The organism is Micrococcus endophyticus (genome assembly GCF_014205115.1).
Lineage (GTDB): Bacteria > Actinomycetota > Actinomycetes > Actinomycetales > Micrococcaceae > Micrococcus > Micrococcus endophyticus.
Window position 1 is genome coordinate 948,618 of record NZ_JACHMW010000001.1, and the last position, 23,249, is coordinate 971,866.

The window sequence follows — 23,249 nt, forward strand, 5'->3', positions numbered from 1 at the left end:
CCGCGAGAGCGTCAGATCACTCCGCGGCGGGGACGATGTCCACGACCTTGCGGCCGCGGCGCTGGCCGAAGGCCACGGAGCCGGCGGACAGCGCGAAGAGCGTGTCGTCCTTGCCGCGGCCGACGTTGCGGCCCGGGTGGAACTTGGTGCCACGCTGGCGGACGATGATCTCGCCGGCGTTGACGTCCTCGCCGCCGTAGCGCTTGACGCCGAGGTACTGGGGGTTCGAGTCGCGGCCGTTCTTGGAGGAACTGCCGGCCTTCTTATGTGCCATTGCTGTTGCCTAACCTCTCGGATGCCCGGTTTCGCTGATGCCGCGGACGGCTCAGGCGATCCCGGTGATCTTGACCGTGGAGAGCTCAGAGCGGTGGCCCTGGCGCTTCTTGTAGCCGGTCTTGTTCTTGTACTTCATGATGACGACCTTCTTGCCGCGGGAGTGGGAGACGACCTCAGCCGTCACCTTCACGCCGGCGGCGTCGGCGCCTGCCGTGACCTTGTCCCCGTCCACCAGCATCAGAGCGGGCAGCTCGACGGAGCCACCGGTCTCAGCGGGAACGCGGTCAAGGGTAACGAGGTCTCCGACGGAAACCTTCTCCTGGCGGCCGCCAGCGCGGACAATCGCGTACACCACTTGGGACTCACTTCTCTCGACGTTTTCAATGGATCAGTCCGGGTTCTGCTCGCCTCGCACCTCGACCGCGACTGCGTCCGGGTCCGGCGGTCCCTCACCGGGACATGCGGGAGCCTGCGGGCGGTGAACACCGATGGTCCAGCATACTCGGTGCCCCGCATCCGGACCAAACGGGGCGGCCACCGGCGCGTCGCCGCCGCCCGGAGGGGCCTCCGGGCGGCGACGACGAGGCGGTCAGCGGCTGCGGCGCGCCAGGTCCGCGGCCTTGACGCCCACGCCCAGCATCACGGGCGCCGAGGCGCCCTGCTCGGCGGGGGCCGTGGGCTCGGCGGCGGTCGCCGTGAAGCGTCCGCCCCGTGCCGCCCCGGAGGCGTCCTCGACCTGCACGCGCACGCCGTCCGAGGACACCGCGCGACGGGACCGACGGCGCCGGGCGACGGAGGCCTCCTCGCGCGCCGGCTCGGGCCGCGCCGCGGGGGCGGGCTCGGCCTGCTCGGCCGGGGCGGGGTCGGCCGCCACCGGCTCGACCATCAAGGCCTCCTCCGCCGGGGCGGGGGCGGCCGGGTGCTCGTGCACCTCGGTGGCGTCCGTGGACTGCTCCGCGGTGGGCTCGGTCGCCTCGACGGCGGCCTCCTCCCCGCGGGACGGGGTCGCCGGGCCGGACGACGCCGGGGCGCCGCCCTGGCCCGCGCCCGGGCGCACGACGCCGTCGCTCGAAGCGCGGCGCGAACGGCGGCGGCGCGGGGCGGCCGGCTGCTCGGCGTCCGCCGCGGCCACGGCCGGGGCCGACTCGGGCTGCACGGGCTGCACCGACTCGACCTGCGCGGCCGGCTCGGGCTCGGTCGCCGCCGGCTCCGCGTCGGCCTGGGCCGGCTCCTGCGCGGGCTGGGCGGCCTCGTCGTCCGCGTCGGCGGTCGAGGCCTCGCGGTCGGCGCCACGGCGGGAGCGGCCGCGGCCGCCCCGGCGGCGACGGGCGCGGCGCGGTCGGGCGCCCTCCTCGTCCCCGGCCGGCTCGGCCTCGCGCTCCTCGCCCCCGGACTCGGCGTCGGCCTCCGCCTCGGCCACCGCGGTGACGGCCGCCTCGGCCTGAGCGACCGGATCGGCGGCGGGGGCCTCCTCCTCGTCCGCGGCCGGGGCCTGCCCGGCGGGAGCGGCGTCGGCGTCGCGGGACCCGTCCTCGGACGCGGCCTCGGCGGCCTCGGCGGCCTCCTCCGAGCGTCCGCGGCCGCGGCGGCGGCCACGACGGCGGCGACGGCGCGGGGCCTCGTCCTCGTCCTCGGCGCCCTCACCGTCCTGCGCACCGGCCTCGCCGGTCTCCTCGGCCGCGTCCTCGCGGGCGGCCTCGACGGCCTCGGCGGCCTGGTCCTCGGCGGCGTCCGCAGCCTGCTCGGCGGGCGCGGCCTGCTCGGCCGGGTCCTCGTCCTCGCTCACCTTGCCGGAGGCCTTGGCGATCGAGTGCAGCGCGGCGCGGGCGGCCTCGGCGCGCTCGCGACGCTGGCGCTCGTCCTCCGCGTCGACCTCCTCGCCGCCGGCCGTCGTCGTCGACTCGGCGGGCTGGGCCTGCTCGCCCTCCCCGGCGCCCTTGCGGCGACGGCGACGGCGGCCCTCCCCCTCGCCGCGCGGCTCGCCGCCGGAGCGGCCCCGCTCGACCGGGGTGTCGTGGATGAGGATGCCGCGGCCGGCGCAGTGCTCGCAGGTCTCGGAGAAGACCTCGACCAGGCCGGTGCCCATGCGCTTGCGCGTCATCTGCACGAGGCCCAGGGAGGTCACCTCGGCCACCTGGTGCTTGGTGCGGTCCCGGCCGAGGCACTCGACCAGGCGACGCAGCACGAGGTCCTGGTTGGCCTCGAGCACCATGTCGATGAAGTCGATGACGATGATGCCGCCGATGTCCCGCAGGCGAAGCTGGCGGACGACCTCCTCCGCGGCCTCGAGGTTGTTCTTGGTGACGGTCTCCTCGAGGTTGCCGCCCGAGCCGGTGAACTTGCCGGTGTTGACGTCCACCACGGTCATGGCCTCGGTGCGGTCGATCACGAGGGAGCCGCCGGAGGGCAGGTACACCTTGCGCTCCAACGCCTTGTGCAGCTGCTCGTCCACTCGGTGGGTGGCGTAGAGGTCCTCGCCGTCGTGGTCCTGGGGCACCCAGTGGTGCAGGCGGTCCAGCAGGTGCGGCGCCACGTAGGTCACGTACGCCTCGATGTTGTCCCACGTGGCCTCGCCCTGCACCAGCACGGCGGAGAAGTCCTCGTTGAACACGTCGCGGACCGTCTTGATGGTCAGGTCCGGCTCGGCATAGAGCAGCTCGGGGGCCAGCACCTTGGTGGAGGAGGCCTTCTCCTGGATGCCCTCCCACTGCGCGCGCAGGCGGTTGATGTCGTTCTGCAGCTCCTGCTCCGAGGTGCCCTCGGCGGCGGTGCGCACGATCACGCCGGCGTCCTGCGGGAGGTGGTCCTTGAGGATCTTCTTCAGGCGCGAGCGCTCCACGTCCGGGAGCTTGCGGGAGATGCCGGTCATGGAGCCGCCGGGCACGTACACGAGGTAGCGGCCGGGCAGCGAGACCTGGCTGGTCAGGCGGGCGCCCTTGTGGCCCACGGGGTCCTTGGTGACCTGCACCAGGACGGTGTCACCGGACTTCAGCGCGTTCTCGATCTTCTTGGGCTTGCCGTCCAGCTGGGCGGCGTCCCAGTTGACCTCGCCGGCGTAGAGCACGGCGTTGCGGCCGCGGCCGATGTCCACGAACGCCGCCTCCATGGAGGGCAGCACGTTCTGGACCTTGCCCACGTAGACGTTGCCGATCAGCGAGTCCTGGGTGGTGTTGGACACGAAGTGCTCGGCCAGCACGCCGTCCTCGAGGACGGCGATCTGGATGCGGTGCTCGCGCTGGCGGACCAGCATCTTGCGGTCCACGGCCTCGCGGCGGGCGAGGAACTCGGCCTCGGTGATCACGGTGCGGCGGCGGCCGCCGGAGCGGGAGTCGCGGCGGCGCTGGCGCTTGGCCTCCAGGCGGGTGGAGCCCTTGACGCCCTGCACGGCGTCCGAGCCGGTGCTCAGGGCCTGCCGGGGGGCGCGCACGCGGGTCACCGTGTTCTCCGGGTCGCCGTCCTCGCCGCCGTCGAGCTCCATGTCCACGTCCCCGCGGCGCCGACGGCGACGGCGGCGGGACACCACGGCGCCCTCGCCGCGCTCGGCGGTCTCGGCGTCCTGCTCGCCCTCGGCCGTCTCCACGGCCTCGTCCTCGGCGCCGGCCTCGGTCTCGGCCTGGTCGCGGTCCCGGGACGGGCGGCGACGGCGGCGGGACCGGCCGGGGGCCTCGTCCTCGTCCTCGGCGCCGCGGGCCGGGCGCTCGTCGCGGGCGGGGCGGCGCTCGGACTTCTCGGTCCGCAGGATCTCCATGACGTTCGCCGGCACGGCGAAGGGGTCGGTGGGGTCGAACTGCAGCGCGGGCGCGCCGGGCGCCTCGTCCGGCTCCGGCTCGGCGGCCGTGTCCGTCTCGGCCTCGTCCTCGAGGTCCGCGGCCTCCGCGGTGCGCTCGCGGGCGTCGGCGCCCTCGGCCGCGTCGGCCTGCGCCTGCGTCACGGTCCCGCCGTCCTCGACGGGGCTCTCGACCGCGGCCTGCCCCGCGACCGCCGCGGAGGTCTCCGCGGTCGTCTGCTCCGTCTGCTCCGCGCGTTCCTCCGCGCCGGTCGTGTCCTCGTTCGCCGCCATGGCAGCACCTCCCGCCGTCCGACGACGCCACACCCGCCGCCGTCCGGCGTGTCCAGGTCCGCCGCCGGCCGCGTTGCCCCGGGCGCCGCGCGCCGCGGGTGCGCCGGGAGGCGGACACCGAGAAAGTCGTCTGGTGGACCGCGGCGGCCGTGCGGGCCCGTCGCGGAACCGCTGCGCCCTCGAGGTCGGGGCCTGGGCGTCTTGTGCCGTCCGCCTGTGCGGCGCGCGGACGCATGCGGGGCGTCCCCGGCGTCCGCCTCCCGCGCGATGATCGGTGCGGGCGGCGCCTCGGCGGCGGCCCGACGTCGGGCGCGCAGCGGGCTGTCCCGCGGTGTGGCCACGGGACGGCCAGGCCCGATTGTCTCACACCCGCCTCCGCCGCGCGCGTAGACTCACAGCATGCCTTCGACCCCCACGGCGGACCGCGTCCGCCCCGCCCAGCCCGCCCAGCCCGCCGAGACGCCCGCGTCGGACGGGACCCTGTCCTGGTACGCCCGCCCGGCCGGCATGGCCTGGACGCTGCTCGTGACCTCGCTCGTGGCCCTGGCCGCGACCATCGTCATCATCGTGGAGCGGTCCATCCTGGCCGCCGACCCGGGGCACCGCACCAGCTGCGACCTCAACCCGTGGGTGTCCTGCGGCAAGGTGATGCAGTCCTGGCAGGCCATGACGTTCGGCTTCCCCAACACGTACATCGGGATCGTGGCCTTCTCCGTTCTGATCACCGTGGCCGTGTCCCTCTTCGCCGGCGCCCGCTTCGCCCGCTGGTACTGGCTGCTGATGAACGTGGGGATCCTCGCGGGCTTCGCCTTCTGCGTGTGGCTCTGGTACTCCGCCGTCTACAGCATCGGCACCCTGTGCCTGTACTGCATGATCGTGTGGGCCATGGTCATCGCCCAGCTGGTCCTGGTGACCTCGCGGAACATCCAGACCGGGACGCTGCCGGCCTCCCCCGGCGCCGCCCGCCTCGCCCGCGAGCTCGCCTGGCCCGTCATCCTGATCCTGTACGTGCTGGTGTTCGCCACGATCCTGCTCGAGCTGGGGTTCGGCGTCATCGGCCTGGGCTGAGCGCCCTCCCCCGGACGCGACGACGGCCGGTCACCCCGCGGGGTGACCGGCCGTCGTCGTCCGGGCCGTCGCCGTCGTCAGCCGAACCAGATGCCGAGCTCGCGCTCGGCCGAGAGGGACGAGTCCGAGCCGTGCACGAGGTTCTTCTGCACGCTCTCGCCCCAGTCACGGCCCAGGTCGCCTCGGATGGTGCCCGGGGCGGCCACGGTGGGGTCGGTCTTGCCGGCCAGGGAGCGGAAGCCCTCGATCACCGAGTTGCCGGTGACGCGCACGGCCACCACGGGGCCGGAGGCCATGAAGTCAACCAGCGGGTCGAAGAACGGCTTGCCCTGGTGCTCCTCATAGTGGCGCTCGAGCATGGAGCGGGTGGGGGTGAGCATCTTCAGGTCCGCGATGACGTAGCCCTTGCGCTCGATGCGCGCGAGGATCTCGCCCACGAGGTTGCGCTCGACGCCGTCCGGCTTGACGAGGACGAGGGTCTCTTCGATGTGCTGGGCCATGGTGGTGCTCCTTGCGTCGGCGGACGGGTGCGTCCGGGTCCGGTTCTGCACCCACCCTAGTGGGGGCGCCGGGCTCACTGTCCGTGCTCGGCCTCCCACTCGGCCTGCAGCCGGTCCCGCTCGGCGTTCTCCACGTCCATGCTCCCGCCCTTGATCACGGCGTACGCCCACGTCAGCGCGAAGAGGGCCCCCACCACGAACATCGAGTACTCCCAGAACCCGGAGAGCACGAGCACGGCCTGGATCGCCCAGCCGATCGCGATGCCGACCGGCCGGCGCACCAGCGCGCAGGTGAGCACGGCCACGGCCGCGAGCAGCGTGTAGCCCGCGATGAACCACACCGCCCCCGGCTGGTCCCGGTTCATGCCGAACAGCATCATGCCGAGGAAGAAGATCACCACGGCTTCGAGCATGAGCACGGTGGAGGTGAACAGGGCGCGCACGGAGCGGCGGCGCCGGCGGGTGCCCGGCCGCCAGGCCCGCTGGGCCCGCGTCTCGCGCTCGGGGCGCCAGGACTCGTCGCCGAAGCGCTCGTCCTCCTCGGGGGTGCGGCCCGTCCCGGGCTGCGGCGTGCTCATCGGTCCTCCTCGGTGCGGCGGCGGGAGCCGGCGTCGTCGCGGTCCTCGAGCAGCTCGAGGATCTCGGGGTCCAGGTCGTCCTCGTCCGCCTCGGCCAGGCCGACGGCGTCGAGGAGGTCCGCGGGGTCCAGCCCGCGGGCGGCCACCGTCACGGGGCCGGCGTGCCGGGGCTCGCCGACCAGGGCGCGGACCTCCGCGGCCAGGGTGACGGAGCCGAGCACGAGGACGCCGCCGCCGGTGCCGGAGGCCAGCTCGTCGGCGCTCGTCTCCAGCGCCTCGGCCCGGCCGACCGCCCACTCGAGGGCGTCCGGGACGGACTCGGCGGCGAACACGTCCGCCTCGGGCCAGCCGGCGTCCACGGCCATGCGCGCGAGGTCGCCGGCCGGGATGGCCCGCGGCGAGGAGGACTGCGTGAGGGCGAGGTCCTCGACGTCGTCGCCGAAGGCCCGGAAGAGCGCCTCCAGCATGGCCGGGGCGTCCTTCTCCCGGAGGATGCCCACCACCAGGGCCAGGCGGGTGAAGCCGAAGGCCTCCTGCACCGCCCTGGCCGTGGCGCGGACGCCGTCCGGGTTGTGCGCGGCGTCCACGATCAGCGTCGGCGCGGTGCGCAGCACCTCGAGGCGGCCGGGCGAGGCGACCTGCGCCAGTCCCTCCCGCAGCAGCTCCTCGTCCAGGGGGCGGTCTCCCCCGCCCAGGAACATCTCGAGGGCGGCCACGGCCACCGCGAGGTTCTGGGCCTGGTGCTCGCCGTGCAGGGGCAGGAAGAGGTCGCGGTACTCCGCGGCGAGCCCGCGCACGGAGACCTGCTGGCCGCCCACGGCCAGGGAGCGCTCCAGGACGCCGAACTCGACGCCCTCGAAGCGGAACGGCACGTCCGCGGCCCGCGCGGCCTCCAGCAGCACCTGCGCGGCGTCCCGCTCCTGGACCGCGGAGACGAGCGCCCCGCCGGGCTTGACGATGCCGGCCTTCTCCTCGGCGATCTCGGCCTCGGTCTCCCCCAGCAGGTCCGTGTGGTCCAGGGAGATGGGGGTGACCACGGAGACCGCGCCGTCGGCCACGTTGGTGGCGTCCGTGATGCCGCCCAGGCCCACCTCGAGGACGACGACCTCCACGGGCTCGTCCGCGAACACCGCGAAGCCCAGGGTGGTGACGGCCTCGAAGTAGGTCAGCCGCGGCCGGCCCTCGGCCTCCAGCTCGGCGTCCACGGCCTGCACGATCGGCAGGATCTCGCCCCAGACGCGCACGAACGTCTCGTCGGACACGGGGGCGCCGTCGATGCTGATCCGCTCGGTCACGCTCTGCAGGTGCGGGGACGTGTAGCGGCCGGTGCGCAGCCCGTAGGAGCGCAGCACCGCCTCGATCATCCGCGCCGTGGACGTCTTGCCGTTGGTGCCGGTCAGGTGGATGACGGGGGCCGCGTGCTGCGGGTCGCCGAGCAGCGCGAGCACGCGCCGCATCGGCTCCAGCCGCGGCTCCATGGCGTTCTCCGGGGCGCGGTCGAGCAGGTCCGCGTAGACCTGCTCGACCGTCTGCGGGGCGGGCGCGCCGCTCACGCGTCCGCCTTCGCCACGGTGACGGCCACGGTCTTCATCGCGTCGTCGGCCGGGTCCTTGCGGGGGTCGGCCTCGCCGGAGTCCACGAGCTCCAGCTCCACCGTGAGGGTCTCCTCCGCGACGAGGTCGCGGTGGGCCTCGAGCGCCGCCACGACGGCGGTGGGGCCTTCGATCCGCGTGCGCACGCGGTCGGAGACGTCCAGGCCGGCGTCCTTGCGGGCCGCCTGGACGGCGCGGACCACGTCCCGGGCGGTGCCCTCGGCGGCCAGCTCCGCGGAGACCTCGGTGTCCAGCACGAGGAAGCCGGCGGCGCCGGGCAGCACGCCCACCGCGGTGCCCTCGGGGGCGCCGGTGGAGACGGTGCGCAGCTCGTACAGGGCCGGGTCCAGGGTCACGGTCGCACCGTCGGCCAGGGTCACGGCGAGCCCGTCCGCGGTCTCCTCGTAGGAGCCGGCGTCCACGGCCTTCTTCACGAGCGGCACCTGCTTGCCGTAGGCCTTGCCGAGCTCGCGGAAGTTCAGCTTCAGCTCGGTGCCGATCCCGTAGCGGGCGATGGCCTCGTCCGAGAGCTCGGTGAGGCTCACGTCCTTGAGGTTCAGTTCGTCGGCCACGATGCGGGCGTAGGTGCCCTCGAGGCCCTCCGCGTCCGGGACGACGACGGACAGGCGGGGCAGCGGCAGGCGCACCCGGCGGCCGGCCCCCTTGCGCAGGGCCGAGCCGGCAGAGCTGATGCGGCGCACCGCGTCCATGCGGGCCACGAGGGAGTCCGCCTCGGGCCCGTGCGGGAACAGGTCGGCGTCCGGGTAGTCGGTCAGGTGGACCGAGCGGCCGCCGGTGAGGCCGCGCCAGATCTCCTCCGCCACGAGCGGCATGAGCGGGGCGGCGGCCCGCGCGAACGCCTCCAGGGCGGTGTAGAGCACGTCCATGGCGGCGGTGTCCTCGTCGAAGAACCGCTGCCGCGACCGGCGGATGTACCAGTTGGTCAGGGTGTCCATGAAGCCGCGCAGCGCGTCCGTGGCGTCCGAGACCTCGTACGCGTCGAGCGCCGTCTTGACGTCCCGCAGCATCCGCCCCGTGGCCGCCAGGATGTACTGGTCCAGTGGGTCCTGCGCCGAGTGCCGCGCCTGCGCGCGGTACCCGTCGGGGCGGGCGCCGCCGTCGTGGGCCGTGTTCGCGTAGAGGGTGAAGAAGTGGTAGGCGTTCCACGCCGGCAGCAGCACCTGGCGCACGCCTTCGCGGATGCCCTCCTCGGTGACCACGAGGTTGCCGCCGCGCAGGATGGGGCTGGCCATGAGGAACCAGCGCATCGCGTCGGCGCCGTCGCGGTCCAGGACCTCGGTGACGTCCGGGTAGTTGCGCAGCGACTTGGACATCTTCTGCCCGTCCGAGCCGAGCACGATGCCGTGGGAGATCACGTTGGAGAACGCGGGCCGGTCGAACAGCGCGGTGGCCAGGATGTGCATGGTGTAGAACCACCCGCGGGTCTGGCCGATGTACTCCACGATGAAGTCCGCCGGGTTGTGCGTGGGGAACCAGTCTGCCCGCTCGAAGGGGTAGTGCACCTGGGCGTAGGGCATGGAGCCGGAGTCGAACCAGACGTCCAGCACGTCCTCGACCCGGCGCAGGGTGCCGCCGCAGCCGGCGTGCTCGCGTGTGAGGTCGTCGATCCAGGGGCGGTGCAGGTCCACCTCGCCCTCGGCGTTGAGGGGCAGGCGGCCGAAGGCCTCCTCGATCTCGGCGAGGGAGCCGTGCACCTCCTGGTGGCCGCAGTCCGTGGCGTCGCACTCCCACACCGGGATGGGAGAGCCCCAGTACCGGTTGCGGGAGATGGACCAGTCGCGGGCGTTGGCCACCCACGTGCCGAACTGCCCGTGCTTCACGTTGCCGGGGATCCAGGTGATCTCCTCGTTCAGCTCGAGCATGCGCTCCTTGATCTGGGTGACCTTGACGTACCAGGACGTCACTGCCCGGTAGATCAGGGGCGTGCGGCAGCGCCAGCAGTGCGGGTAGGAGTGCTCGTAGGAGGCCTCGCGGGCGACCCGGCCAAGCTCGCGCAGGGCGCGGACGATGGTGCGGTTGGCCTCGAAGACCTGCACGCCGGCGATCTCGGCGAGGTCGCCGCGGCCCACGTCCTCGCGGGCGAACAGCGGCAGGAAGCGGGCGCCGGAGTCCACGGAGAGGAGCACGGGGATGCCGTTGGCCTCGCAGACGCGCTGATCGTCCTCGCCGTAGGCGGGGGCCTGGTGGACCACGCCGGTGCCGTCCTCGGTGGAGACGTAGTCGTCCACGAGGATGCGGTGGGCGGCCTCGAGGCCGAGGTCGCGGCCGTTGACGGTGAAGGTCTCGTCCGCGTGGGCGTCGAACACGTCCGTGAAGAGGGGCTCGTAGGCCAGGCCGCCGAGGCGGGCGCCGGGCACGGTCTCGACGACGGCGGCGCGGGCCGCCTCGGCGTCCGCGTAGCCCAGCTCCTTGGCGTGGGCGGCCACGAGGTCCACGGCGAGCAGGAAGCGCTCGCCCTCGGCCGTGGCGCCCTCGGGGCCGGCCGGCACCACGGCGTACGGGATCTCCGGGCCGACGGCGAGCGCGGCGTTGGTCGGCAGCGTCCAGGGCGTGGTGGTCCAGGCGAGGACGCGGACGCCGGCCAGCTCGGCCGCGAGCTCCGCGTCGGCGCCGCCGTCGGGGACGAGGGCCGGGTCCTGCGGGAGGCCGGTGATCGGGAAGGTGACGGTGACCGAGGGGTCCTGACGCATCTTGTAGACGTCGTCGTCCATGCGCAGCTCGTGGTTGGACAGCGGGGTCTCGTCGTTCCAGCAGTACGGGAGAACCCGGAAGCCGCGGTAGGTCAGGCCCTTGCGGTGCAGCTCGGAGAAGGCCCAGATCACGGACTCCATGAAGTCCGGGGTGAGGGTCTTGTAGTCGTTATCGAAGTCCACCCAGCGGGCCTGGCGGGTCACGTAGTCCTGCCACTGGTCCGTGTACTTGAGAACTGAGGCGCGGCAGGCGTCGTTGAACCGGTCGACGCCCATGGCCTCGATCTCGGACTTGTCCGTCATGCCGAGCTGCTTCATGGCCTCGAGCTCGGCGGGCAGGCCGTGGGTGTCCCAGCCGAAGCGGCGCTCCACGCGGCGGCCCTGCTGCGTCTGGTAGCGGGCCACGAGGTCCTTGACGTAGCCGGTGAGCAGGTGGCCGTAGTGCGGCAGGCCGTTGGCGAAGGGCGGGCCGTCGTAGAACACGAACTCGTTCTGGGAGCCGTCCTCGTTCAGGGCGGGGCGCTGGTCGATGGAGGCCTGGAAGGTGCCGTCCTCGTCCCAGTACGCCAGGATGCGGCGCTCGATCTCCGGGAAGCGCGGGGAGGCGGGGGTGCGGCCGTCGGGGGCGGTGGAGGCGAGGGGGTACACGGGGGTCCTTTGCGTCCGGGCGTCGGTTCCGTGCAAGGACGCCCGTGAAGCCGGCCCTGGGGCCGGCCGCGGACGCGGTACCACCTTGCTTGCCGACGTCGGGGGGTCCCCGGGCGCGGGCCGCTTGATGACTGCTGTGACGGGCTTACCCGTCCGGTTCTACTGAGGCCGCCGCGGGCGGCCCGTTCTTCCGGAGGCTCGCCGGTGATGGCCGGGTCGACGCCTGTGCCCGCCAGTGTAGTGGACGACGCGTCGGCCCGTGGCCGCGGGGCCGGAGCGCGTCAGAGGGCGGTGCGCACGGCCGCCGACGCGTCGCCGTCGAGCTCCACGTGCACGGCGTCCCGGCCCGAGGCCCAGAGGAGGAGCTCCCCCACCTCGCCGGTCACCGTGACGGGCGCCCGCAGCGCCACGGCCCCACGGGTGACGGTGACCGGGGCGCGGCCCGGGCCCTGGAGGACCACCGGCGCCGTGGACCTGCGCAGGAACAGCGGGGCCATGCGGCGCAGCGAGCGGTAGAGGGCGTCCTCCTCGTCCGGGGAGAACGAGCGCGGGGCGGGCAGCGGGCCGCCGGCCGCGGACTCACCGCGCCGGACGTCCTCGAGGTGGATGAAGTGCTCGACCGCGTTCACGTGCCTGTCCGCCGCCCGCATGGGGTTCAGCGCCGACGGGCCCGCGGCCCACTCCCGCACGACCTCGGCGTAGTCGCGGCGCGTGGTCTCCGCGGACAGGCGGTCGAGGTGGCGGGACAGCGGCGGGATGAACAGGGCGGCGAAGGCGTCGGGCCGGCTCTCCCGCAGCCAGAGGTGGGCGGCGAGGTCGCGGGTGCTCCAGCCACCGCACAGGGTGGGCGCGTGGGGGCCCTTCTCGAGCAGGAGGTCAGCGAGGCGGGCGCGTTCGGCTGCGGCGAAGGTGGTCATGGGCACCACGGTAGGGAGCGGGCCGCGGCACGGGCGAGGGGTGGCGCCCCGCCGCGGCCTCGCATCCACCCGACGGGAGGGCTCAGCCTCCGGCGCCGAGGAGGACGCTCTCCCGGGAGATGCGCGTCATCTCCTCGCGGTCCACGACCTTCACGCGCTCGCGCTCGACCGGGCCGGCCTCCGTGGCCTGCACACCCAAGGCCTTCTCGTGGTCATCCAGAGCAAGCCAACCAGCCCATGTCGTGTACCGCACCTCACGGGACTCCAGCAGCTCGATCACGGACTCCTCCGAGGGCTCCTGAGCGGTCCACAGCCCCGGCTCGTCCTCGATGAGGTGCTTGATGGTCTCGAGGGAGTCACCCTTGGTGTGACCGATCAGGCCCACGGGGCCGCGCTTGATCCAGCCGGAGGCGTAGAGGCCGGGCACGGGGGCGCCGTCGGCGTCGAGCACACGGCCCTCGTCGTTGGGCACCACGCCGCGGGCGGCGTCGAACTCCACGCCGTCCAGGGGCGAGCCGAAGTAGCCCACGGCACGGTAGACGGCCTGCACGGGGTAGTCCACGGTCTCGTCCGTGGGGCGCACGCCGCCGGCGCCGTCCAGCTCCATGCGGCGCATGCGCAACCCGTCCACGCGGCCGTCCCCGTCCGCGTCGAGGAACTCCTCCGGGGCCTGGAGGAAATGCAGATGCAGGCGGCGCGAGGCGGACTGCTCGCGGTCCTCCTGCTCCATCAGCCAGTTCGTCAGGGTGCCCACCATGGTGCGGACCTGGTTGCTCTCCTCGATCGCCTTCTCCGAGGCCTCATCGAAGTCGAAGTCCTCCTCGTAGAGCACGATGTCCACGTCCCGGGAATGCGCCAGCTCGCGCAGCTCCAGCGGGGTGAACTTCACCTGGGCGGGGCCACGGCGGCCGAACACGTGCACGTCCGTGACCGGGGAGGCGGCGAGGTCGCGGTACACGTTGTCCGGGATCTCGGTGGGCAGCAGATCCTCGGCATGCTTGGACAGGATCCGGGCGACGTCCAGGGCCACATTCCCGTTGCCGATGACGGCGACCTGGGTGGCGTCCAGCGGCCAGTGGCGCGGCACGTCCGGGTGCCCGTCATACCAGGAGGCGAAGTCCGCGCCACCGAACGAGCCGGCGAGCTCGACGCCGGGCACGTCCAGCCGCGCGTCGCGCACCGCCCCGGTGGAGAACACGATCGCGTCGTAGTGGCGACGCAGGTCCGCCAGGCTCAGATCCGTGCCGTAGTCCACGTTGCCCAGGAACCGGATGTCCCCGCGGTCCATCACCTTGTGCAGGGCGTTCACGATGCCCTTGATGCGCGGATGGTCCGGGGCCACCCCGTAGCGGATCAGACCGAACGGGGCCGGGTAGCGGTCGAACAGGTCGATGCTGACGCGGAAGTCCCGCTCCTCCTTGGTCAGGATGTCCGCCGTGTACACCCCGGCGGGTCCGGCACCGATGATGGCGATGCGCAACGGGCGCTCAGGCCTCGGGTACGAGGGGGTCAGGGTCATGCTCGTGCTCCTTCGGAGGTCGGGTTCAGGGTCAAGATCGGGGCAGGGACACCGGCTGCAGGCGCGCCGGTGGCGTAGGGGCTCAGGCGCACGACGTCGCCCACGACGATCACGGCGGGGTTCGCCACACCGACGGCGGCCGCCTGCGCGGCGATGGTCTCCACCGTGCCCACGGTGACCCGCTGGTCCAGCATCCAGCCGCGCTCGATGATCGCCACGGGCGTCGCGCCGTCGAGGCCGCGCTCCGTCAGTCGGCGTGCGGTGTCCGCGAGCCGACGCACGCCCATCAGCAGGACCAGCGTGTGGTCGGCCCGGGTGGGCACTTCGGACAGCTCTTCGTGGCCGGTCACCAGCGTGAAGCCGGTGGCGACGCCGCGATGGGTGACCGGGATCCCCGCGGCGGCGGGCACCGAGACGGCGCTCGTGACACCGGGGACCACCTCGACGTCGACGCCGTGGGCGCGGCAGTGCGCCGCCTCCTCGCCGCCGCGTCCGAGCACGTACGGGTCGCCGCCCTTGAGTCGGACGACGAGGCGGCCGGCCCGGGCCTCCCGGACCAGGACGGCGTTGATCTCGTCCTGCGTGGCCAGGTGGTTCCCGGGGGCCTTGCCGACCTCGATCACGGGCACCGCCGGGTCCAGCTCGGCCAGGAGGGCGCGCGGGCCCAGCCGGTCGGCGACCACCACGTCGGCCTCCGCGAGCAGCTGGCGGCCGCGCACGGTGATGAGCCCGGAGTCGCCGGGGCCGCCGCCGACGAGGGCCACGCGGCCGGGCTCGGAGGACGCGCGCCGCCGGCGCAGGGGCAACCGCCCCGTGGACAGGGCGAGGGTGATCGCGTCCTTCAGGGCGCGGGCGCGGCGAGGGTCTCCCCCGGCGTTGACGGCCACGGTCACGTCCCCGGCCCGGGCGACGGCGGGCGTCCAGGCGGCGGAGGACTCGGCGTCGGAGGCGTCGACGCACCAGACGTGGCGGGCCTCGGCGTCGGAGGCCACGGCCCCGTCCACGGCCCGGTCGCCGGTGGCGGTCTGGGCGAACCAGACACCGTCGAGGTCGGACGGGCGGTAGGGGCGGCGGTGCAGGGTGAGCAGGCCGGCCGCCGCGAGCCGCTCCACCTCCTCCCCCGGCTCCGGGGCCACCACGGTGACGAGCGCACCGGCGTCGAGGAGGGCGCCCACGCGGCGGCCGGCCACGCGCCCGCCGCCCACGATCAGGACGGGACGGCCGAGCAGTCGCAGGGAGGTGGGGTACAGATCGGACGCGGTCATCGCGTGCTCCCTTCCAGCAGCCCCTGGCGGCGCAGCATGCGCCGCTCGACGGGGCCGAATGCGGTCAGTTCGACGAGGACGCCGACGGCCAGGATGGCCAGGACGGCGCAGAGGACGACGGCGAGGTCGGACTCGGTCCGTCCCTGGTGGAGCAGGGTCCCGAGTCCGACGCCCATGGGCGCGCCGACGGCGATGATCTCGGCGGCCATGAGGCCTCGCCACGCGAAGGCCCAGCCCTGACGCAGTCCGGAGACGAAGGCGGGCAGGGCGGCCGGGAGGACCACCAGCAGGGCGGTCTCGAGGCGCGAGGCGCCCAGCACGCGGGCCGCGCGACGCAGCTGCGGCGGCACCTGGTCCGTGCCGGTGGTGAGGCCGGCGACCACGGCGGGGACGGCACCGGTGAGAATCACGAAGTACGCGGTGGCGTCGCTGAGGCCGAACCACAGCACCGCGAGCGGCACCCAGGCCACGTTGGGCAGCACCATCAGGGCCGTGAGCAGCGGGCCGAACGCCCGTCGCAGGACGCCGACCTGTGCGAGCAGCAGGCCCAGCCCGACGCCGACGACCACGGCGAGTGCGAAGCCCACGACGGCGCGGCCCACCGACGTCGCCACTGCTTGCTGGACGAGGCCCTGGGCCCACAGCGCCCCGAAGGCCCCGAGGACGTCGACGGGACCGGTGATCGGCTCGCCGCGCGCACCGGTCAGCCACGCGGCGACCTGCCAGATCGCCACGAGCAGGACGACGGCGGCCACCGGGAGCAGGACCCGGCTCCAGTCCCACCCGGCCAGACCCGTCCGGCGGGCCGAGTCGACGGCCTGGAGCGCGTCGAGGCCGCTGTCGAGCTCGCGCAGCTCGTCGTCGGCGGCGGCCCCCGGCGCGCGGCCGGGGGCGTCGAGGGTGGGGGTGTCAGTGCGCATGGCGACGGATCTCCTGACCGAGTCGGGCGGTGATGGCGGCCGTGAGGGCGGCCGCGGCGGGCGCGTCGTGGCGGGCGGCTGCGGGCACGTCCCATTCGGCGACGACGCGGCCCGGCCGTGAGGACAGCAGCAGCACCCGCTGGCCGAGGCGGACGGCCTCGGTCACGTTGTGGGTGACGAACACGACCGTCCGACCGGTCTGACGCCACACCCGCTCGAGCTCCACGTGCAGCAGGTCGCGGGTGATCGCGTCCAGCGCGGCGAACGGCTCGTCCATGAGCAGCAGGGGGCGGTCCTGGGCGAGGGCCCGGGCCAGGGCGACGCGCTGGCGCATGCCGCCGGAGAGCTGGTGGGGTCGCAGGTCGGCGGCGTCGCCCAGGTGGACGAGACGCAGCAGCTCCCCGGCACGCCCCCGACGCTCCGCCGCGGGCACACCGGCGAACCGGAGGGCGAGCTCGATGTTGCCGCGGGCGGTGAGCCACGGGAAGAGGGCGGCGTCCTGGAACATGAACGCCGCCCCCTCCCGGGGAGCCTTGACGACGCCCGCGGTGGGCGCCTCGAGCCGGGCGATGAGGTTGAGCAGCGTGGACTTGCCGCATCCGGACGCGCCGAGCAGGCAGACGAACTCGCCCGGCTCGATCCGCACGGAGACGCCCTCCAGCACGGGCGTGGGCCCGCCGAAGCTCATGCCCACGTCCTCCATCACCACTGTCATGACCGCTCCCCTCGCGCCCTCGTCATCTGGATCAGGCCTCGTCGCCGCCGCGCACCATGCCGGCGGCGAGCGTGGCCCCGTCCTGGGGGTCGATCACAAGGAACGCCCCGGTGCGCCGATGCACGGCGTAGGGCTCCACGGGCAGCGGCGCGGCCAGGTGCAGGCGCACCTGTCCGATGTCGTTGAGCCCGAGGGTCTCGGCCGGGTCGAGCCGCAGGGTGTCCAGGTCGAGCCGGCCGGCCACCTCCTGGACGAGCGCCCGGACGACGGCGGTTCCGTGCTTGACGAGGACCTGCTGCCCGACGCGCAGCGGCGCGGCGGAGAGCCAGCACAGCGCGGCGGCCACCTCCGCGGTGGGACGCGGGGCGGTGTCCGCGGCGGCGATCGTGTCCCCGCGGGCCACGTCCACCTCGTCGGCCAGGCGCAGGACCACCGACTGCGGGGAGGAGGCCTCCTCGAGGGACTCGCCGGCGGCGTCGACGCCCACCACGGTGGTGGTGCGCGCCGGCTGCCCCGGGGTGAGGACGGCGACGGCGTCCCCGGGCCGGACGGTGCCCGCCACGACCTGCCCGGCGTAGCCGCGGTAGTCGCGGAAGACCTCGGGGTCGAGGCCGGGGGCCAGGGCGCCCTGGGGGCGCAGCACGAGCTGCACCGGGAAGCGGAAGGAGGCCGCGGCGTCGTCCTCGGCGTCCGCCCCGGGCAGGGACTCGAGCAGCTCCATGAGCGTGGGGCCGGTGTACCAGGCCGTCCGCTCGGAGCGGGTGACCACGTTGTCGCCCTGGAGGGCGGACACCGGGACGCTCACCGCGTCGGAGAGGCCAAGCTCCCGGGCCACGCGCCGGACGTCGTCGGCGATCGCGGTGAAGACCTCCTCGGAGTAGTCCACGAGATCGATCTTGTTGACGGCGACGATCACGTGCGGCACCCGCAGCAGGGCCACCACGCTGAGGTGGCGCCGGGTCTGCTCCACCACGCCACTGCGGGCGTCCACGAGCAGCACGACCGCGTCGGCCGTCGAGGCGCCCGTGACGGTGTTGCGGGTGTACTGCACGTGCCCGGGGCAGTCGGCCAGCACGAAGGTGCGCCGGTCCGTGGCGAAGTAGCGGTATGCGACGTCGATCGTGATCCCCTGCTCCCGCTCGGCGCGCAGGCCGTCGGTCAGCAGCGCCAGGTCCAGCCCGCCCTCGGCGCCGCCGAAGCCGCGCTCGGCGGAGGTGCGGGCCACGGCCTCGAGCTGGTCGGCCAGGACGGCCTTGGAGTCGTGCAGGAGGCGGCCCACGAGGGTGGACTTCCCGTCGTCGACCGAGCCGGCCGTGGCCAGGCGGAACAGGGTCCCGGCAGGGGCGTGCCGGTCCAGCAGTGCGGTGCTCATCAGAAGTACCCGTCCTTCTTGCGATCTTCCATGGCCGCCTCGGAGATGCGGTCGTCGGCGCGGGTGGCCCCGCGTTCGGTCAGGGTGGAGGCGGCGACCTCGAGCACGACGTCCTCGACGGTGGCGGCCTCCGAGAGGACGGCGCCGGTGCAGGACATGTCACCCACCGTGCGGTAGCGCACCGTCCGCGTGGTGACCTCCTCCCCCTCGGCCGGCCGGGAGTGCTCCCCCACGGCGCGCCACATGCCGTCGCGGCGGAAGACCTCCCGCTCGTGCGCGTAGTAGATGGGGGGCAGCTCGATGCCCTCGCGGGCGATGTACCGCCACACGTCCAGCTCGGTCCAGTTGCTGATGGGGAACGCGCGGACGTGCTGGCCGGGGGTGTGACGGCCGTTGTAGAGGTTCCACAGCTCGGGGCGCTGGTTGCGTGGGTCCCACTGCCCGAACGCGTCCCGCAGGCTGATGATCCGCTCCTTGGCCCGCGCCTTGTCCTCGTCACGGCGGCCTCCCCCGAAGACGGCGTCGAACCGGTTGGTCCGGATCGTGTCCAGCAGGGGGGTGGTCTGCAGGGTGTTGCGGGTGCCGTCGGCGCGCTCACGCAGCTCACCGCGGTCGATGTACTCCTGCACGGATCCCACCACGAGCCGCAGGCCGAGCCGCTCCACCGTGCGGTCGCGGAACTCGAGGACCTCGGGGAAGTTGTGGCCGGTGTCCACGTGGACCACCGGGAAGGGGATCCTCCCCGGCCAGAAGGCCTTCGCGGCCAGGTGGAGCATCACCACGGAGTCCTTGCCGCCCGAGAAGAGCATGGCGGGGCGCTCGAACTCGGCCACCACCTCGCGGATGATGTGGATCGCCTCGGCCTCCAGTGCGTCCAGGACGTCGGGCCCGGCGGGGCTCGCGGTCCCCGGGTCGGGGGCATGGGTCAGGGTCATCGTGTCTCCTTGGTCTGTCTCGGGTGCGGCGCTCAGACGTGGATGCCGCACTCGGTCTTCGCGGTCCCGGTCCAGCGCCCGGCTCGGGGGTCCTCCCCGGGGGCGACGGGGCGGGTGCAGGGGCGGCAGCCGATCGAGGGGTAGCCGTTCTGCAGGAGCAGGTTCACGGGCACGTCGTGGTCCGTGGCGTAGCCGACCAGGTCGTCGAAGCTCCACGGGGCGACGGGGTTGACCTTGACCATGCCGTGGGCCTCGTCCCAGCCCACCAGCGGGGTGTTCGTGCGCGTCGGCGCCTCGTCCCGGCGGACGCCGGTGAACCACAGGTCGTATCCGGCCAGCGCGCGGTTGAGGGGCTCGACCTTGCGCATCGCGCAGCACAGCCCAGGGTCACGGGCGAACAGGTCCTTGCCGTGGCGCTCGTCCTGCTCGGCCACGGTCAGCTCCGGGAGCACGTCCACCACGGTGACGTCGAGGCGGCGGGCCACCTCGTCGCGCGTCGCGAGGGTCTCGGTGAAGTGATAGCCGGTCTCCAGGAAGAGGACGTCCACGCCGGGCATCCGCTGCGCCACCAGGTGCGGCAGGACGGCGTCGGCCATGGAGCAGGCCACGGCGGCCCGGCGGAGGTCCACATGGCGGGCGGCCCAGTCGACCACCGCCGCGGCGGGGGCGTCCCAGCCGAGCTCGGCGGCGCCGGACTCGGCGAGCGCCTGCAGGCGCTCGAGCTCCTCAGTCGGACGGGTGGGGGGAACGGTGCTCATCGGAGGGCCTCCTCGTCGACTCGGTGCGCCCACCGGGCGAAGGTCTCGCCCGGCTCACGCTGCTCGTCGTACCGGCGGACGAGGCGCTCGACGTAGTCGACCAGCCCGTCCGCGCGGACCTTCAGGCCGCGGACGCTGCGTCCGAGGCCGGCCTCGGCGCGGTCCACGGAGGCCAGCCCGCCGCCCAGGTGGACCTGGAAGCCGGGCGTCTGGCCGCCGTCGCCGTCCGGCAGCAGCTGGCCCTTCAGACCGATGTCCGCGGTCTGGATGCGGGCGCAGGAGTTGGGGCAGCCGTTCACATGCAGGCTCAGCCGCTCGGGGAGGCGGTCGGCGAGGTCGGCCAGGCGCTCCTCGAGCTGGGCGATCGCGGCGGTGGCGGTGTCCTTCGTGTCCACGATGGCGAGCTTGCAGAACTCCAGGCCCGTGCAGGCGATGGTGGAGCGGCGGAACACGGACGGCTCCGGGTCCAGCCCCAGCTCCTTCAAGCCGGCCACGACGGCGTCCACCCGGTCCCGCTCCACGTCCAGCACCACGATCTTCTGGTGCGGGGTGGTGCGCAGCCGGGTGGAGCCGTGGGCCTCGAGCAGGTCCGCGAGGGCGGTGAGGGTGGTGCCGCTGGAGCGGCCGACGACGGGGGCGGCACCGATGTAGAAGCGGCCGTCCTTCTGCTCGTGGACCCCCACGTGGTCGCCGGGGCGGGTGGGCGGGGCCGGGGCGGGGCCGTCGGGCAGGGCGTAGCCGAGGTACTCCTCCTCCAGCACGGTGCGGAACCTCTCCGGCCCCCAGTCCTCGAGCAGGTACTTCATGCGGGCCTTGTTGCGCAGGCGCCGGTAGCCGTAGTCGCGGAAGATGCTCACGACGGCGTGCCACACCTCAGGGGCGCGCTCGGCCGAGACGAACGCGCCGATCCGGTCGGCCAGGCGGGCCTTCGTGGACAGGCCGCCGCCGACCCACAGGTCGTAGCCGGGACCCAGCTCGGGGTGCACCACGCCGATCAGGGAGATGTCGTTGATCTCGTGGACCACGTCCTGGGAGGGGTGTCCGGTGATGGCGGTCTTGAACTTGCGGGGCAGGTTGGAGACCTCGAGATCGCCGATCCAGCGGTCCGCGATCTCCCGGATCACGGGCGTGGGGTCGATGATCTCGTCTGCGGCGATCCCGGCCACCGGTGAGCCGAGGATCACGCGCGGCACGTCGCCGCAGGCCTCGGTGGTGGACAGGCCCACGGACTCCAGGCGCCGCCAGATCTCAGGGACGTCCTCGACGCGGATCCAGTGCAGCTGGACGTTCTGCCGGTCGGTGATGTCCGCGGTGTCACGGCCGAAGTCGGTGGAGATCCCGCCGATCACGCGCAGCTGCTCGGTGGTGAGGTCGCCGCCGTCGATGCGCACGCGCAGCATGAAGTAGCGGTCCTCGAGCTCGTGGGGCTCGAGGGTGGCGGTCTTGCCGCCGTCGATCCCCTGCTTCCGCTGGGTGTACAGGCCCCACCAGCGGAAGCGGCCGTGCAGGTCGTCCGAGGGGATCGAGTCGAAGCCCTCCCGGGCGTAGACCTGCTCGATGCGCTCGCGGACGTTCAGGCCGTTGTCCTGCTGCTTGAACTCCTCGTTGTGGTTCAGGGGGGCGGTCCCGTCCACCTTCCACTGGCCGTGCGGCTTGGCGGAGGGACGGCGCGGGGTGCGCGCCGGCCTCGACGTCTCGTTCACCTGGGTCATGGCCGCCACGCTAGGAACCCGGCAGGCCGACCCCAAGATCGTCGACGCAGTTCGTCACGTTCCCGGGGCCGGGCCGCGGTCGGTGCCTGGCCCGGCCCGGTCGTGTGACGAGCGGCTCAGCGGCCTCCGGCGGCTCCCCTCGGGGCCTCGGCGAGGGCGGACCGCAGCCGATCCAGGGCGATCCGCGCCACCAGCGGATGCGGCAGCAGGGGGTCGGTGACCGCGTCCGCGCCGCTCTCGCCGAGTCGGTCGTGGAAGTACCCGGGGGCCAACAGGTGGGCGGCCACCACGGCGCGACGGCCGGTGGCGCGCACCCGGGAGACGGCGTCGGGCACAGGGGGGGTGGCCGCCGCCCCGAACGCCGCGGTCACGGGCAGTCCCGTGGCCCGGGCCAGGGCCGCGGCCAGGGCGTGCACCTGGGCCTGACCGTCCGCGGCGCGGGTGCCGGCCGCCGCCAGGATGACCTCCGATGTCGCGGCCTCACCGGCCGGCACCGCCTGGGCCACCCGTTCGGCCAGAACGGTCACCAGGCGCGGCTCGACGTCGTCCCCGGCCCCGGCCAGCGGTGCGGCGGCGATCGTGTCGGGTCGGGCGGCCGCGGCGTGGTGGATGTCGTGGTGGACGTGATGGCCCAAGGACAGCAGCAGCGGCACGATCACGGCTGGCTCCCCCGGGGGCAGGGCCGCCACGACCTCGTCGAGGGAGGGGCTCTGCACGTCCACGTAGGCCTCGTGGACCTGGGCGCCCGGCCCCTCGGCGTCCAGGAGGGCCGCCAGGTCGGCACGGAGGCCGTCGATCACGACGCGGCCGGCCGCGTCGTGCGTGCCGTGGGCGCAGGCGATCACGTGCAGCACGGGCGCGCTCATGCCGAGCCCACCGCGTCGGCCCACACGTTCTGCGGCCCGCCGCTCACCGGCGGATCACCTTGTGCTGGGCGGCCTGGGCGACCGGCCGTATCACGATCTGATCCAGGTTCACGTGGTGGGGCAGCTCGACGGCGTGGACGCACACCTCGGCGACGTCCTCGGCGGTGAGCGGCTTCTCGACGCCCGCGTACACGGCGTCCGCGGCGGACTGGTCGCCGCCGAGGCGCATGAGGGAGAACTCCTCGGTGTGCACCATCCCGGGCAGCACCTCGATCACGCGCACGTTGTGCTCGGCCTCCTCCAGGCGCAGCGCAGCGGTGAGGCCGTGCTGGCCCATCTTCGCCGCGTTGTAGCCGGCGCCGCCCTCGTAGGCGGTGACGGCCGCCGTCGAGGTCAGGTTGAGCACCGTGCCCTCGCCGTGGGCGCGCAGCCCGGGCAGGAACGCCTGGCACATGGCCAGGGTGCCGAGCACGTTGGCGCGGTACATCCACTCCCAGTCCTCGCGGCTGCCGGCGCCCACGAAGTCCGTGCCGCGGGCGCCGCCGGCGATGTTCACGAGGGTGTCGATCCCGCCGTCCGTGTCCACACGGGCGACCAGCCCGGCGACGGCGGCCTCGTCCGTGACGTCGAGGGGCGCGGGGACGACCTCGCCCGGCACGGCCTCCTCGCGGGCCTGCGCGGCGAGGGCGTCGAGGCGCTCGGCACGTCGGCCGACGGCGTACACCCGCCAGCCGCGGCGGGCGAGCTCGAGGGCCGTGGCGCGGCCGATGCCGGTGGTCGCGCCGGTCACGACGGCGGCGCGGGGGCTCTGGTTCTCGGTGGTGTGGCTCACGTCCA

The 23,249-nt window shown here is 74.0% G+C and carries 19 protein-coding genes; 1 reads left to right on the forward strand and 18 read right to left on the reverse strand.

Annotated features, from left to right (window positions below; all coding sequences use genetic code 11):
- Window positions 1-16: 16 nt before the first annotated feature.
- From rpmA to HDA33_RS04310, 3 genes are all read right to left on the reverse strand, one after another.
- A complete protein-coding gene (rpmA, locus tag HDA33_RS04300; RefSeq protein ID WP_002853915.1) occupies window positions 17-274 on the reverse strand; it encodes a 50S ribosomal protein L27 in 258 nt (85 codons plus the stop codon).
- A 51-nt stretch (window positions 275-325) separates the two neighbouring features.
- The gene (gene rplU, locus HDA33_RS04305) at window positions 326-631 is read right to left on the reverse strand and encodes a 50S ribosomal protein L21 (RefSeq protein WP_017489123.1); all 306 of its coding nucleotides are present in this window, start codon (window positions 629-631) and stop codon (window positions 326-328) included.
- 234 nt (window positions 632-865) lie between these two features.
- The gene (locus HDA33_RS04310; protein WP_184171298.1) at window positions 866-4,336 is read right to left on the reverse strand and encodes an Rne/Rng family ribonuclease; all 3,471 of its coding nucleotides are present in this window, start codon (window positions 4,334-4,336) and stop codon (window positions 866-868) included.
- Between the two features lie 399 nt (window positions 4,337-4,735).
- On the opposite strand from HDA33_RS04310, the gene HDA33_RS04315 reads away from it, so the two are divergent.
- A complete protein-coding gene (locus HDA33_RS04315; protein ID WP_184171302.1) occupies window positions 4,736-5,404 on the forward strand; it encodes a vitamin K epoxide reductase family protein in 669 nt (222 codons plus the stop codon).
- 77 nt (window positions 5,405-5,481) lie between these two features.
- Here HDA33_RS04315 and ndk read toward each other — a convergent pair whose 3' ends face one another.
- The 15 genes from ndk to HDA33_RS04390 form a co-directional block, all read right to left on the reverse strand.
- Complete coding sequence (gene ndk, locus HDA33_RS04320; RefSeq protein ID WP_158492707.1) at window positions 5,482-5,904, reverse strand: nucleoside-diphosphate kinase; 423 nt, start codon at window positions 5,902-5,904, stop codon at window positions 5,482-5,484.
- Window positions 5,905-5,978: 74 nt separating this feature from the next.
- A complete protein-coding gene (locus HDA33_RS04325) occupies window positions 5,979-6,482 on the reverse strand; it encodes a DUF4233 domain-containing protein (RefSeq protein ID WP_184171305.1) in 504 nt (167 codons plus the stop codon).
- Window positions 6,479-8,035 carry a glutamate ligase domain-containing protein gene (locus HDA33_RS04330; RefSeq protein ID WP_184171308.1) on the reverse strand — a complete coding sequence of 519 codons (1,557 nt, stop codon included), beginning with the start codon at window positions 8,033-8,035 and terminating at the stop codon, window positions 6,479-6,481. Before HDA33_RS04330 ends, HDA33_RS04325 begins: the two co-directional genes overlap by 4 nt.
- A complete protein-coding gene (gene ileS, locus HDA33_RS04335; RefSeq protein WP_184171311.1) occupies window positions 8,032-11,433 on the reverse strand; it encodes an isoleucine--tRNA ligase in 3,402 nt (1,133 codons plus the stop codon). The genes HDA33_RS04330 and ileS overlap by 4 nt, the downstream gene beginning before the upstream one ends.
- A gap of 281 nt (window positions 11,434-11,714) precedes the next feature.
- Window positions 11,715-12,350, reverse strand: a complete 636-nt coding sequence (locus HDA33_RS04340) for a TIGR03085 family metal-binding protein (protein ID WP_184171314.1) — start codon at window positions 12,348-12,350, stop codon at window positions 11,715-11,717.
- A gap of 82 nt (window positions 12,351-12,432) precedes the next feature.
- Window positions 12,433-13,869: an FAD-dependent oxidoreductase gene (locus HDA33_RS04345; protein ID WP_184171317.1), complete on the reverse strand. Its 1,437-nt coding sequence runs from the start codon at window positions 13,867-13,869 to the stop codon at window positions 12,433-12,435.
- A complete protein-coding gene (cobA, locus tag HDA33_RS04350) occupies window positions 13,866-15,134 on the reverse strand; it encodes a uroporphyrinogen-III C-methyltransferase (protein WP_184171320.1) in 1,269 nt (422 codons plus the stop codon). Before cobA ends, HDA33_RS04345 begins: the two co-directional genes overlap by 4 nt.
- Window positions 15,131-16,054, reverse strand: a complete 924-nt coding sequence (locus HDA33_RS04355; protein ID WP_184171323.1) for an ABC transporter permease — start codon at window positions 16,052-16,054, stop codon at window positions 15,131-15,133. The genes cobA and HDA33_RS04355 overlap by 4 nt, the downstream gene beginning before the upstream one ends.
- Window positions 16,044-16,769 (reverse strand): ABC transporter ATP-binding protein, encoded by a 726-nt coding sequence (locus HDA33_RS04360; RefSeq protein ID WP_184171326.1) that lies wholly within the window; start codon window positions 16,767-16,769, stop codon window positions 16,044-16,046. The genes HDA33_RS04355 and HDA33_RS04360 overlap by 11 nt, the downstream gene beginning before the upstream one ends.
- Window positions 16,770-16,800: 31 nt before the next feature.
- Window positions 16,801-18,141, reverse strand: a complete 1,341-nt coding sequence (locus HDA33_RS04365) for a sulfate adenylyltransferase subunit 1 (RefSeq protein WP_184171329.1) — start codon at window positions 18,139-18,141, stop codon at window positions 16,801-16,803.
- Window positions 18,141-19,076 (reverse strand): sulfate adenylyltransferase subunit CysD, encoded by a 936-nt coding sequence (gene cysD / locus HDA33_RS04370; protein WP_184171331.1) that lies wholly within the window; start codon window positions 19,074-19,076, stop codon window positions 18,141-18,143. The genes HDA33_RS04365 and cysD overlap by 1 nt, the downstream gene beginning before the upstream one ends.
- A gap of 32 nt (window positions 19,077-19,108) precedes the next feature.
- A complete protein-coding gene (locus HDA33_RS04375; protein ID WP_158494699.1) occupies window positions 19,109-19,834 on the reverse strand; it encodes a phosphoadenylyl-sulfate reductase in 726 nt (241 codons plus the stop codon).
- Window positions 19,831-21,546 carry a nitrite/sulfite reductase gene (locus HDA33_RS04380; RefSeq protein WP_184171334.1) on the reverse strand — a complete coding sequence of 572 codons (1,716 nt, stop codon included), beginning with the start codon at window positions 21,544-21,546 and terminating at the stop codon, window positions 19,831-19,833. Before HDA33_RS04380 ends, HDA33_RS04375 begins: the two co-directional genes overlap by 4 nt.
- 116 nt (window positions 21,547-21,662) lie before the next feature.
- Window positions 21,663-22,412: a sirohydrochlorin chelatase gene (locus HDA33_RS04385; RefSeq protein ID WP_184171337.1), complete on the reverse strand. Its 750-nt coding sequence runs from the start codon at window positions 22,410-22,412 to the stop codon at window positions 21,663-21,665.
- A gap of 43 nt (window positions 22,413-22,455) precedes the next feature.
- Window positions 22,456-23,244: an SDR family oxidoreductase gene (locus HDA33_RS04390; RefSeq protein ID WP_420826909.1), complete on the reverse strand. Its 789-nt coding sequence runs from the start codon at window positions 23,242-23,244 to the stop codon at window positions 22,456-22,458.
- Window positions 23,245-23,249 lie beyond the last annotated feature (5 nt).

Bases quoted from the DNA above. Each gene is read 5' to 3' on its own strand.
- rpmA (WP_002853915.1), bottom strand. From the start codon at position 274: ATGGCACATAAGAAGGCCGGCAGTTCCTCCAAGAACGGCCGCGACTCG.
- HDA33_RS04310 (WP_184171298.1), bottom strand. From the start codon at position 4,336: ATGGCGGCGAACGAGGACACGACCGGCGCGGAGGAACGCGCGGAGCAG.
- HDA33_RS04315 (WP_184171302.1), top strand. From the start codon at position 4,736: ATGCCTTCGACCCCCACGGCGGACCGCGTCCGCCCCGCCCAGCCCGCC.
- ndk (WP_158492707.1), bottom strand. From the start codon at position 5,904: ATGGCCCAGCACATCGAAGAGACCCTCGTCCTCGTCAAGCCGGACGGC.
- HDA33_RS04325 (WP_184171305.1), bottom strand. From the start codon at position 6,482: ATGAGCACGCCGCAGCCCGGGACGGGCCGCACCCCCGAGGAGGACGAG.
- HDA33_RS04340 (WP_184171314.1), bottom strand. From the start codon at position 12,350: ATGACCACCTTCGCCGCAGCCGAACGCGCCCGCCTCGCTGACCTCCTG.
- HDA33_RS04345 (WP_184171317.1), bottom strand. From the start codon at position 13,869: ATGACCCTGACCCCCTCGTACCCGAGGCCTGAGCGCCCGTTGCGCATC.
- cobA (WP_184171320.1), bottom strand. From the start codon at position 15,134: ATGACCGCGTCCGATCTGTACCCCACCTCCCTGCGACTGCTCGGCCGT.
- HDA33_RS04355 (WP_184171323.1), bottom strand. From the start codon at position 16,054: ATGCGCACTGACACCCCCACCCTCGACGCCCCCGGCCGCGCGCCGGGG.
- HDA33_RS04360 (WP_184171326.1), bottom strand. From the start codon at position 16,769: ATGACAGTGGTGATGGAGGACGTGGGCATGAGCTTCGGCGGGCCCACG.
- HDA33_RS04365 (WP_184171329.1), bottom strand. From the start codon at position 18,141: ATGAGCACCGCACTGCTGGACCGGCACGCCCCTGCCGGGACCCTGTTC.
- cysD (WP_184171331.1), bottom strand. From the start codon at position 19,076: ATGACCCTGACCCATGCCCCCGACCCGGGGACCGCGAGCCCCGCCGGG.
- HDA33_RS04375 (WP_158494699.1), bottom strand. From the start codon at position 19,834: ATGAGCACCGTTCCCCCCACCCGTCCGACTGAGGAGCTCGAGCGCCTG.
- HDA33_RS04380 (WP_184171334.1), bottom strand. From the start codon at position 21,546: ATGACCCAGGTGAACGAGACGTCGAGGCCGGCGCGCACCCCGCGCCGT.
- HDA33_RS04385 (WP_184171337.1), bottom strand. From the start codon at position 22,412: ATGAGCGCGCCCGTGCTGCACGTGATCGCCTGCGCCCACGGCACGCAC.